Annotated in this window: 10 protein-coding genes; 5 read left to right on the top strand and 5 right to left on the bottom strand. The window is 53.1% G+C overall.

Features of this window, described 5'->3' with window-relative positions; all coding sequences use genetic code 11:
• Positions 1-2: 2 nt before the first annotated feature.
• Positions 3-608, bottom strand: coding sequence for a TetR/AcrR family transcriptional regulator (locus AC27K1_RS13885; RefSeq protein ID WP_487151354.1), 606 nt, complete (start codon positions 606-608; stop codon positions 3-5).
• A gap of 186 nt (positions 609-794) precedes the next feature.
• Between AC27K1_RS13885 and AC27K1_RS13880 the strand changes: the two genes are divergently transcribed.
• The 4 genes from AC27K1_RS13880 to AC27K1_RS13865 all read left to right on the top strand — a co-directional run bounded on the left by AC27K1_RS13880 (position 795) and on the right by AC27K1_RS13865 (position 7347).
• Positions 795-1850 (top strand): efflux RND transporter periplasmic adaptor subunit, encoded by a 1056-nt coding sequence (locus AC27K1_RS13880; protein WP_487151352.1) that lies wholly within the window; start codon positions 795-797, stop codon positions 1848-1850.
• A 5-nt stretch (positions 1851-1855) separates the two neighbouring features.
• Entirely contained in the window at positions 1856-4918 is a 3063-nt protein-coding gene (locus tag AC27K1_RS13875; protein ID WP_487151350.1) for an efflux RND transporter permease subunit, read from the top strand.
• Positions 4919-5234: 316 nt separating this feature from the next.
• The gene (locus AC27K1_RS13870) at positions 5235-6515 is read left to right on the top strand and encodes an NAD(P)/FAD-dependent oxidoreductase (RefSeq protein ID WP_487151349.1); all 1281 of its coding nucleotides are present in this window, start codon (positions 5235-5237) and stop codon (positions 6513-6515) included.
• A gap of 217 nt (positions 6516-6732) precedes the next feature.
• On the top strand, positions 6733-7347 hold the full coding sequence (locus AC27K1_RS13865) for a TenA family protein (RefSeq protein ID WP_487151347.1): 615 nt from the start codon (positions 6733-6735) through the stop codon (positions 7345-7347).
• A gap of 79 nt (positions 7348-7426) precedes the next feature.
• Here the strand turns inward: AC27K1_RS13865 and groL are convergent, their stop codons facing one another.
• The 4 genes from groL to AC27K1_RS13845 form a co-directional block, all read right to left on the bottom strand.
• A complete protein-coding gene (gene groL / locus AC27K1_RS13860) occupies positions 7427-9070 on the bottom strand; it encodes a chaperonin GroEL (RefSeq protein ID WP_487151345.1) in 1644 nt (547 codons plus the stop codon).
• 91 nt (positions 9071-9161) lie between these two features.
• On the bottom strand, positions 9162-9458 hold the full coding sequence (locus tag AC27K1_RS13855; protein WP_345198201.1) for a co-chaperone GroES: 297 nt from the start codon (positions 9456-9458) through the stop codon (positions 9162-9164).
• A gap of 307 nt (positions 9459-9765) precedes the next feature.
• Positions 9766-10236, bottom strand: a complete 471-nt coding sequence (locus tag AC27K1_RS13850; protein ID WP_487151343.1) for an FxsA family protein — start codon at positions 10234-10236, stop codon at positions 9766-9768.
• A 114-nt stretch (positions 10237-10350) separates the two neighbouring features.
• Complete coding sequence (locus AC27K1_RS13845) at positions 10351-11058, bottom strand: HugZ family pyridoxamine 5'-phosphate oxidase (protein ID WP_487151342.1); 708 nt, start codon at positions 11056-11058, stop codon at positions 10351-10353.
• A 478-nt stretch (positions 11059-11536) separates the two neighbouring features.
• Here AC27K1_RS13845 and AC27K1_RS13840 point away from each other — a divergent pair, with 478 nt between their 5' ends.
• Positions 11537-11956: a hypothetical protein gene (locus AC27K1_RS13840; RefSeq protein WP_487151341.1), complete on the top strand. Its 420-nt coding sequence runs from the start codon at positions 11537-11539 to the stop codon at positions 11954-11956.
• Positions 11957-12119: the final 163 nt, after the last annotated feature.

Here is a 12119-nt window from a genome sequence, read left to right as displayed (position 1 = left end):
AATCAGGCCAGCCGACCATTCATATTGATCCTCAGAGAATCCCTGATATTGAATTGCTCACTATCAGGTGTCACCCGCTGCAACAGACCATCAATCAGCAACATGGCATGACCATGGACATTCGCCCAGCAATTGTTGGCCATCAGCCAGACAGGCTGATTCACCATAATACCTTGCGCTATCCCCGTCTCAATAATGGCATAGAGCGCTTTGAAAGCCTGTTGCGCCGCTTCCTGTAGCTCCGGATGGTTTTCCGGGTGCTGGATCATTGGCCCGAACATCAGCTTATACTTGGCGGGATTGGCCACTGCATAACGGACATAGGCCTCACCACAGACAAGCAAGGCTTCATCAGGACGATCAATCCCCTGGCTGGCCCCACAGATAAAGGCTTTGAGCGCCAGGTACCCTTCCGTCGCCATTGCGGCCAACAGGCACTCCTTATCGGGAAAATGGCGATAAGGCGCCGTCTGAGACACCCCGATATCCCGGGCCAATGCACGCAGGCTGAGCTTTTCCGGCCCATGCGCCTCCAGATGCCGGAACGCACACGCCAGCAACGCATCGCGCAGGTTGCCATGATGATAAGTGCGTTTGCCCGTCGTCATTGCCTTTCCCCGGTTCTCTGGCGTTTCAAGTCTATCCAAATGGTCTGGCTTGAGATTCTCTTGTCCAATGTTATTGTTGTCAACATTGTTGACAGTGACAACATCCCCCCCTACATTTCATCTTTACGGACAAGCGCAATGACTGCGCACCAATAACGACAGTCCCCAGGGCAAAGAGAATCAAACGTGAAAAGAGCAGCCGTAGGCCGTTTTCTGCGACAGGTGATCACACCTGTGCTGATGCCAGCCGTTATGTTCCTGTCGCCAGCGATGGCTGACACCGCACCGTATGACATCACGCCATTGCAGTACCAGGAGACCACCCGACCAATACAGACGAGTGGCCAGCTCACCTATAAGGCAACCCGGAAGCTGTCCTTCAAAACATCAGGCCCCGTCGCCAGCATTCAGGTCGACGAAAGCGATACGGTTGAAAAAGACCAGCTACTGGCCAGTCTGAATACTGAGGAAATCGAGGCCCAGGTTGCCGAAGCAGAAGCCCGGCATCAGGAAGCGTTGCGTAATCTTGAGCGCCTGCAGCGGTTGCACCGACAACAGGCTATCTCCCTGGATCAGCTCCAGGCCGCCCAGACCAGCGTTGATGTCGCTGAATCCCGACTCCGGATTGCCCATTTCAACAATCGCTACTCGCATATCCGCGCTCCGGGTCGTGGCCGGATTATTGAACGTCTGATTGAACCGGGTGAACTGGTCAGCCCCCAACAGACCGCCTTCCTGCTGGCAGATGAAACCAAGGGCTGGATTATGCGCACCGGTTTATCCGATCGCGATGTGGTCCGGGTTCAGATCGACGATCCTGCCACCATTCATTTTGATGCCTATCCGGGCGCCAGCTTTACCGGTCGTGTCACTGAAATCGCTCCTGCCGCTGACAGCCGAACCGGCACATTCGATCTGGAAATCGCTTTGGATGCCCCCCCAAAACGGCTTTACCAGGGATTCATCGGCCGGATCACCCTCACACCTTCAGAAACCCAGCGGATCGCACGACTGCCGGCCAACGCCCTGGTCAGTGCAGACAATGGCCAGGGAATCATTTATGTGGCTGATCCTGCGTCTGAACACATCACTGAACACCGTGTAAATATTCTCTGGCTGGATAACCAGTCTCTGGCGATTCAAAGCAGCCTGCCTGAGGGTACACCTGTTATTACCCGAGGCGCGTCGTTTCTCAAACCCGACGACAACGTTCAATCGACTCCGGTAGCAAACAGGCAATAATCATCATGCAGTTACCTCGTCTTGCGATACAAAACCACCAGTTCACCCTTGTCATCACATTGCTGTTGATTGCGCTTGGTGCGGTTTCATTAGCCAGTATGCCACGCTCGGAAGATCCCCAGTTCAACTTCCCTGCCGCCATGATCAAGGTGATCTACCCCGGTACAGCACCGGCGGATATGGAGAAACTGGTGGTCGATCCCATTGAAGAAGCGATCAATGAACTGGATGACCTGAAAGTTATTAAAAGTGATATCGAGGATGGCCTGGGTGTTGTGAGGGTCGAATTTCTCTATGGCACCGATCCGGATGAAAAATACGACGATGTTGTGTCCGCAGTATCACGCATACGGGATGACCTGCCGGAAGCCATTCACCAGCTGACTATAGAGAAAATATCCCCTACTGACGTCAATATCCTGCAGATTGCCCTGATGTCGGATAGCGCCGGTTATGCCCGTCTCAAACGCCAGGCGGAAAAGCTGGAAAAACGCCTTGAGCGAATCGCCGGCGTCAAACGTGCCGATATTGATGGTTTCCCGGAACAGCAGGTCGAGATTGCGGCGGATCTCGACAAGATGCGCGCCCTGAATATCAGTATTGCCGAGCTGGCAAACGCTATTCAGTCATCCAGTATCAACCTGCCCGGCGGGCATGCCTTATCCGGCAGCGAACGCTTTACCGTCCGTACCAGTGGCGACTTCCGCTCTCTGCAGCAGATCCGGCGCACCGCGGTCCGGTCAAAACCAGGCAATGTCGTTTATGTGGAAACCATTGCCGATGTCCATTTAACCGATGCACTTCCCACTTACCATGCCCGGTTTAACGGCAAACGGACGGTGTTTATCTCCGTGGTGCAACGTAAGGGAAGCAATATCATGGCCGTCATGGCGGCGCTGAAGAGCACGCTGGCAGAATTCAGCCAGACCCTGCCCGATGAAATCACCCTAGAGTTGGCGCACGATCAAAGCATCAGCGTTGATGAAAGGATTAACGGATTTTTTAACAATCTGCTTCAGGGGCTTGCACTGGTCGGCGTCATGACCGTACTGGCCCTGGGAGGACGCGCCGCTTTTGTCATCGTACTGGCAATTCCGATGTCGGTACTGATCGGCATCGGCTGGCTCGACCTCAGCGGCTTCGGCTTGCAACAGATGTCGATTGTTGGCCTGGTGGTTGCCCTTGGGCTGCTGGTCGACAACGCCATTGTGGTTACCGAAAATGTCGGCCGTTTCCGTCGTAGCGGTCATGACAGCGCCAATGCCGCAATGAACGGCGCCAGCCAGGTAGGCTGGGCGGTTGTCAGCGGCACACTGACGACCATTCTGTCGTTTTTCCCCATTCTGCTGTTGCAGACCGGCGCCGGCACCTTTCTGCGATCCATGCCGGTAACCGTCATCCTGACGCTGCTGGCTTCCCTGGTAATTGCCCTGACTCTCACACCCTTGCTGGCCAGCAAGGTGCTTGGCAAAGGGGATCAGAAGACGCCCTGGCTGTTACGCAAGATTCAGGTATTGGCTAACGGCCCTTACACACAATTACTCGAACACGCCCTGAAGCACCCATGGTGTGTATTGCTGCTTTCTGTCTCGCTGCTCGCAGGATCGCTGGCGCTTGTGCCTTTAGTGGGCGTCAGCATGTTTCCAAAAGCGGAAAAACCCATGGTGCTGGTCAACATTGATATGCCGGAAAATGCCAGTTTTGATACCACCTGGGAGATGGCGCTCAACGTTGAGTCCATATTGCAGGACTATGACATCGTGACGAACCTTGCCACCAATGTCGGCAAGGGAAATCCCCGTATTTTCTACAATATATTTCCCAAACGACAAGTGCCGAATTTTGCGCAAATTCTGGTTCAACTGGATACCGGACGACTACAGGTGGTAGAGCCTTTTATAGAAGATATCCGACAACAGTTTAATGCCATCAGCGGTGCAAAAATTACGATCAAGGAATTCATGCAGGGCCCTCCCTACGAAGCACCGGTATCCATCCGGGTAGTGGGCGATAACCTGGAACAAGTGAACATTGCAGCGGCCCATGTGGAATCGGTTTTTGTGGCCACCCCCGGCACAGTGAATGTCGACAATCCGCTCGACAAACCACGCATTGATCTACAGGTTCAGATTAACCGGGAAAAAGCCGCCATGCTGGGTGTGCCAATTTCCAGTATTGATCAGGCCGTGAGAGCCAGCCTTGTCGGACAAGCGGTCGGTCAGTTCAGGGACAGTAACGGCGATGATCACACCATCCTGGTTCGTGCAGCAAGTGAACGCCCCCAGGTCGATACATTCAACCAGATCATGGTGGAATCAACCAACGGCGCATTGATCCCCTTGAACCAACTGGCCAGCCTGACGTTACAGACGACACTGGCACGCCTTCAGCACCACAACCTGGAACGAATGGCACGAATTACCGCCGATATCATGCCCGGCTACCTGACCGAAGAGATCACCAACGACATCATCGAACAGCTGGATCGTTATGATTGGCCGGAAGGGGTCAACTATCAGGTGGGCGGGGAACAGGAAAACCGAAAAGATTCATTCGGCGGCATGAACCAGGTGCTGCTGGTCGCCCTGCTCGGTATTTTTGCGGTACTGGTGCTGCAATTCCAATCCTTCAGCCAGCCACTGATTATTTTCACTGCTATACCTTTTGCCGCGACCGGCGCCATTGTCGCTTTGTGGCTGACAGGCTACAGCTTTTCCTTCACCGCCTTTGTCGGGCTAACCTCCCTGGTAGGTATTGTTGTGAATAACTCCATCATTCTGGTGGATTCCGCCAACCAGCATCACGAACAGGGGCTGAGTATTCATGACGCCATGCGGGAATCTGCCCGCGTCAGGCTGGTGCCGATCCTGTTGACAACCTTGACAACCATTGGCGGACTCCTGCCACTCACGCTGGAAGGCTCCAACATGTGGTCACCGATGGGCTGGTGCATTATCGGTGGACTGATCACGTCTACACTGCTGACCCTGATCGTGGTGCCCGTCCTGTACACACTGCTCAGCACGGCGACGGAAAGTCATAGTCGTGTAAAAGCCGTCAATCACTGAGGCGAAAAAACGACGTTTTCCCTATGTCGTTTCAAACCTTTTCAAATAGACAGCCGGTTTGAGGACCTCTTCAAACCGGTTCCTGTCCCTCTTGCTTTCACAGGGTGAAAGGATTGTCAGCCCGGGTGTCGGGAAAATCTGCCATCGTTAGCAGGGCAGCTCCACCACTGTGCATTTATCCGTAATATCACTCCCTGAATACCACAGGCGTTGCCGGTAACACCGTGAAAATGTCCTATTGCCAGCAGGCAGGGTCCGCCTGATAATCTGCCGCTTTTCGGATTACACCGATCCACTCCTTATATCGAGCACCCCAATGAACCAATCCGGTGAATATATCGACTCCTACTACCAGGCGACTGGCCACATACTGCCGCAGCAACCGACCCTGACCGGCGAGATAACCGCCGACGTCTGCATCATCGGTGGCGGTATGACCGGCTTCAATGCCGCGATCGAACTGCGCAAGCGCGGCTTTGACGTGGTGGTACTGGAATCTGGTCGTCTGTCATGGGGAGCCTCAGGCCGCAATGGCGGCATGTGCCTGGTGGGCTACTGCCTCGGCCTGCACGAAGTGGACGACATCTATGGCCCGGAATGGGGACGCCAGCTGTGGGATCTGTCCTGTGAATCCCTGGATATCGTCCGTGAGCGCATCCGTGAATTCAATATCGACTGTGAATTCCAGCAAAACTACATCGAGCTGGCGATCAAGCCCAGCCATGAAGAGGAGCTGCGCGCTTACCAGGCGTTGATGGAATCACGGTACGACTACAACAGTGTCGCCTGGTGGGACAGCGAAAAAATTCAGGAAGTCACTACTGCATCCTGCTACATCGGTGGTCTGTTTGATTCCAACAGCGCCCATATGCACCCGCTCAACTACACCCTGGGCCTGGCTCGCGCAGCCATGGATATGGGGGTAAAGGTCTTTGAACACAGCGCGGCCAAAAAACTGGTCAAGGGCCAACCCAATCAGGTCAGGACCGAGCAGGGTTGCGTGAAGGCAAAGCAGGTGTTGCTGGCCTGTAATGCGTATTTGGAAGGGCTGCACCGCAAGGCAGAAAGCACTACCCTGCCAGTGGTCTCCTATATTGGCGTCACCGAACCCCTGGGCGATCGCCAGCCGATCTCCAACAACATGGCCATGTCGGATCTCAAGAACAGCCTGGACTACTTCCGCCCCACCGCCGATGGCCGTATTCTGTTTGGTGGTGTGAATCACCCGTTCAATGGCGAGTACAAAGATTCGAAAGAACGGGTACGTCAGCGCATGCTGAAAGTCTTCCCCCAGCTGGACGACGTGAAAATGGAGTACCACTGGGGTGGCCTGTTCTCCGTAACCCGTGAATACATGCCCCAGATCGAACATCTTGGCAATGACATCTACACTGCCCACGGTTACACCGGCCACGGGGTTTCCCTGACCAACATCGCCGGTCGTGTTGTCGCGGAAGCGATGGCGGGCAATGCCGAACGCTTTGATGTCTTCTCACGCATCCGGCACAAGTGGATTCCAACCCCGAAAATCCTGCGCAAACCGGCGTTGGCTATGGCGATCTGGAAAGCAGAACTGGAAGATGTCCTGGGCTCCTGACCGATAAATTAATCCCTCCCCAGCCCATCCCTGCACCAGGCAACATTATGCAGTTGCCTGGTGCTTCATCGGAAAACGCAGCAATAATACAAAGTTTTCCACAAGCAGCTTCTGTCAACATACCCTATCTTTCTTAACAGCTGTCCAGTTTGGGAGCCTCATCTCAAACTGATGCCTATTTTTATTGCTTCCACACTATTCAGACAGAGTCATTACCATGAACTGTCAGCAACTGACCGTCACACACAAGCAGGCGTGGCACAGCGCCACCAACCATCCGTTCCTGCTGGACTGCCGAAGCGGCAACCTGAAACCTGCACAGTTCAATCGCTGGCTAGAACAGGATTACCTGTTTGGTATTGAGTTCACCCGTTTTTTTGCCGCGACATTGCAAGCCGCGCCCCCCAACCACTTTGACATCCTGCTCAGTGGCCTGACGGGGATCAAATCAGAATTGTGCTGGTTTCACAGTACCGCAAAAGAACGGAATCTGATCCTTCACAATGAACTATTCCCTGCCTGTGAAGAATACTGTCGTTTTCTGATTGCCCTCAGCCATCGTCCGTATCCGGTGTTAATCACCATCCTTTGGGGCATTGAAAACACTTACAGTGTCGCCTGTCGGGAACCGATGGCGTCGCCTTACGATCAACTGTTTGCCTATTTTGCCAGTGATACCTTCAATGATTACGTGCATCAACTTGAGCAGATTGCAGACGAGGCGCTTACAAGCGCTACCGAAGAAATCCAGTCAGAGACCGAAGCCGAATTCCTGACTATGTGCCGGCACGAAAAAGCTTTCTGGCAGATGGCCTATGAGGCGGTCGCCTGATGCGAAATCATCACCGCCCATAATAAAAAACCGCACCCTGGGGTGCGGTTTTTTTAGCAGTGAACTGCAGGGGGGATGATTACATCATGCCGCCCATGCCGCCCATGCCACCCATGCCGCCCATGTCAGGCATTGCAGCAGGCTTCTCTTCAGGCAGTTCTGCAACCATGGCTGCAGTGGTGATCATCAGACCAGCGATAGAGGCCGCAGCCTGCAGTGCAGAACGGGTGACCTTGGCAGGATCCAGGATACCCATTTCCATCATGTCGCCGTACTCGCTGGTAGACGCGTTGTAACCGAAGTTACCTTCGCCAGCACGTACCTTGTCAACAACAACAGAGGCTTCGTCACCGGAGTTGGTAGCGATCTGGCGGATAGGACCTTCCAGGGCACGCAGCGCCAGGGCGATACCGGCGTTTTGCTCTTCGTTGTCACCCTTGACATTGATAGCAGACAGGGCACGGATCAGGGCTACGCCACCACCAGGTACAACGCCTTCTTCAACGGCCGCACGGGTTGCGTGCAGAGCGTCTTCAACGCGTGCCTTCTTCTCTTTCATTTCAACTTCAGTCGCTGCACCAACCTTGACAACGGCAACACCGCCGGCCAGCTTGGCAACACGCTCCTGCAGCTTCTCACGGTCGTAATCGGAAGTAGAGTTCTCGATTTCGGCACGGATCTGCTCAACGCGGGCAGCGATGTCAGCCTGGTTACCAGCACCGTCAACGATGGTGGTGTTATCCTTGGTGATCACAACGCGCTTGGCGGAACCCAGGTCTTCCAGGGAAGCGCCTTCCAGGCTCAGGCCCACTTCTTCAGAGATCACAACACCGCCGGTCAGGGTAGCGATGTCCTGCAGCATGGCCTTGCGACGGTCACCGAAACCAGGCGCCTTAACAGCAGCAACCTTGACGATGCCACGCATGTTGTTAACAACCAGAGTGGCCAGCGCTTCGCCTTCAACGTCTTCAGCCAGAATCATCAGCGGCTTGCCAGCTTTGGCAACGGCTTCCAGGATCGGCAGCAGGTCACGGATGTTGGACACTTTCTTGTCGAACAGCAGAATGAAGGGGCTCTCCAGTTCTGCAGACATGTTTTCCTGCTTGTTGATGAAGTAAGGAGACAGGTAACCACGGTCGAACTGCATACCTTCAACAACGTCCAGTTCGTTATCCAGGCCGCTGCCTTCTTCAACAGTGATAACACCTTCCTTGCCTACTTTTTCCATCGCTTCAGCGATGATCTTGCCGACAGTTTCGTCGGAGTTGGCAGAGATGGTACCTACCTGGGCGATTGCCTTGCTGTCTGCGCAGGGAATGGACATCGCGTGCAGCTGTTCAACAACAGCAACAACGGCCTTGTCGATACCGCGCTTCAGGTCCATCGGGTTCATGCCAGCGGCAACGTACTTCAGACCTTCGTTAACGATGGACTGCGCCAGAACGGTAGCGGTAGTGGTACCGTCACCGGCCTGGTCGTTAGCCTTGGAAGCGACTTCCTTGACCAGCTGGGCGCCCATGTTCTGGAACTTGTCCTTCAGTTCGATTTCCTTGGCGACAGAAACACCATCTTTGGTGATGGTCGGCGCGCCGAAGGATTTTTCCAGCAGGACGTTACGGCCCTTGGGTCCCAGGGTCGCCTTGACGGCGTCAGCCAGGATATTAACGCCTTCCAGCATCAGTTTGCGGGCGTCATCACCGAACTTGACTTTTTTTGCTGCCATTATCGTATTCCTTTAATCGGGCTGTCCGTATCACGCGGCCAGCCATAAAATTGGGTTAAAACAGCTGAAATCGATGGGAAGCGCCGGGCGCTTATTCACCTTCGACAACGGCCAGGATGTCGCTTTCGGACATCAGGATGTGCTCAACGCCGTCAATCTTCACGGTGTTGGAATCGCTGTGGTAACCACCGAACAGGATCTTGTCACCTACGCTGACAGCCATCGGACGGACTTCACCGTTTTCCAGCGGCAGGCCAGGGCCAACAGCAACGATTTCGCCACGGTTGGTTTTTTCGCCCTTGCCAGGCAATACGATGCCACCGGCAGATGTGGTTTCGCTCTCGAAACGACGAACAAGCACCTGATCACGTAACGGACGAAGTTTCATCGACTCTCTCTCCAACTGTTTAGCAAGTATGCCTAAAAAACATTACCAGCAGCTGTTTACGTCACCGGACGTCACAGCATGACCTTAAGGGTTAAGGTTGGGACTTCACGTCCCCGCCGACCCGGAAGTGATGCGCCTGAGTACACTCACTGACGCATCCGACCCGGCGGCAAGCGAACTCACGGTACCGCACTAATACCGAGCCCGCTTCGGCTGACACTATGAATAGGGGCTGATTTTTCGCTTTTCAACCCTGACCTGCAAAAAAATTTCAAAATCGGGCTGACGGGCCGACGAAGGGCCGGTTTTACTCTTCACGGCGGAACTCGCCTTCAATAATTTCCGGCCCGCGCCGGCCGTTACCGGGCTCAAACGGGCCGGCTGCATCGGACTGGTAAAAACCGTCCTGGGTATAGGCGCCCGCCTGCCAGCGTTGACTGGCCAGCATACGGTCTACAATTTTCCGCCGTGTCAGGGGAAAGAGCCCGGTCAAGGCAATAATGTCCGTGATAAAACCGGGCGCCAGCAGCAAAGCACCGCAGGCCGCTATGATGATGCCTTCCAGCATTTCCCGCGCGGGTACCTGGCCACTGGCCATCCGCTCACGGGCGCGAAACAGGGTATTGAGGCCTTGCTGGCGCAGAAGATAAATGCCCAGAGAGGCCGTGCACAGCACCAGCGCCACGGTGGGCAGGACACCGATCAGGCTACCCACCTTGATCAGCACCATTAATTCGGTAATCGGGAACAGCACCAGCAATAAAAAGGCAAAGCGCATGAGTGTCTCCTTTAGACTTGCCTTTTATATGGAGTTCAACCGGGGATTTTCAAGCGGGGAAACAAAGTGATACGGGAACTTTACAGTTCCCGCAGACTGGAAATACGCAGCGAATCAGGCGGCTTTTGCCATGGCAACCAGTGCTTTGCGGACGTCGCCGGCAGATGTCACAGGCGCCTCAAAGGGAATGCGAATCACACGCTCACCAATCAGGACATGAAAACCTTCCGTGTCGACACCGGCCATTTTCGGTGTCACGCCTTCGGGCAGGATTTCACCGGCATTCAGGCAATACTGGATGATGGCAGCCTGATGATCTTCATTCATGTGCTGCACCATGCCCTTTTCAACCTCACCGGCGAAGGGGTTGGTACGCAACAGTTCTTCGGGGTTAACCCAGTAGATCTCACCGAAACCACCGATAAAGCGCGCCCGGACCAGCTTGATGCGGTAAAACTCAAAATCGTGAGTGGTGTGGTAGTTACGGGACTGTGGAAAATAGCTGTAGTAGCGTTCTGCAGCGACCAGGTCATCAACCTTCTCGGCATCACCCACCCATGTCAGGCGTCCGCCGGTCTGGATGTCGTCCACATAGCTCTGGACGATGGTCAGGGAGACCTTGGGATCCTGGCTGATATTCCGCGTATGCTGGGCAATACGGCTGATCAGGATCACGATCTGCCCATCAGCATCCAGGCAATAAGGCGCCACAGACCCGAACGGGTAGCCCGGCATGGACACGGACTGGGTCGCCAAAACCCCCTGGTATTCGTTGAGAAGTAGTGCTCGGGCCTGGGATGCCGCCTTCTGTCTGTCAGCCATGGTTAACTCCACTGGATCTGTTTTCTAATGCCGACACATTATATGCAAATGATAAACGTTATCAATATCATTATTAAAAACGCCTCCTCTGCATAAATGCAAATGCCAACGCCCACAAGCGCACCGTAATAATGGATTTCCACCATTGACTACTACGCCTGTCGAAACAGGCTATTGAAATCGCTCTTAGATAATTTAAGCAGAATCAAATCCAGCAGGAAAACTTCATAGCCCCTGACAATACACATTAACCCAAACCTTTTTCGTTAGCACATCTAACAATCATTTCTCAAAAACAAGCAATCGCCATCCACTTAAAACGCTAAAAACTTAAACATTAACAACAGCAAAAAAACAAAAAACGCTGAATTCAAAACCACCTCCAACGAACTAAATAAAAAAATAATAGTCATACGATAAAGATCGCAATTACATCTTTCCAAATAATAGAAAATACGAAATGGAGCTTACGTCAACTATGCACCTGAATGACATTATCAAAAAACTGAGTAGCCTTTTAACCATCACTATCATTGCTTTCACTGCCACACCAAATACTTATGCAGACATTACCATTTACAATGATGGTGGTTATGTCATTCGGAAAGCCTGCACCATAGAAACCAACATGTGTGATTCTATTTCCCTTCCGAAAGGACAATCTCATAAAATACCCTCTGACAGAATTCCCGATGAGGGCGTAAGAATTTCTGTTGATGTATTGTGCGCAATCTTTTTACTTTTCCCCTTTGCTGACGCAGAGGGAACAACCACAACCTATCTTTATGATGGCGACACATTAAATCTATCCGGCGCCTGCATATTTTGGGGTGAAGGTATTGGATTCACGACACCAAATAGCGGCAACATCAGTATGGAATGGGAAATGAAGCTATAAATCAATTAAAAACAGAAAATCCAGAAAAACAAAACAGTACAATGCAAAATAGTCATTCCGAACAAACTCAGGACAAAATCTACACTTATCGTGATTGCCAGCCATCAAAAACATACTCTCTCCCCTATCCTGTTTGCTAAGATCAGACATTAATCTCATCTTC

This window comes from Kistimonas ophiarachnellae, assembly GCF_057552235.1.
This window is presented reverse-complemented; position numbering and strand designations above follow the sequence as displayed.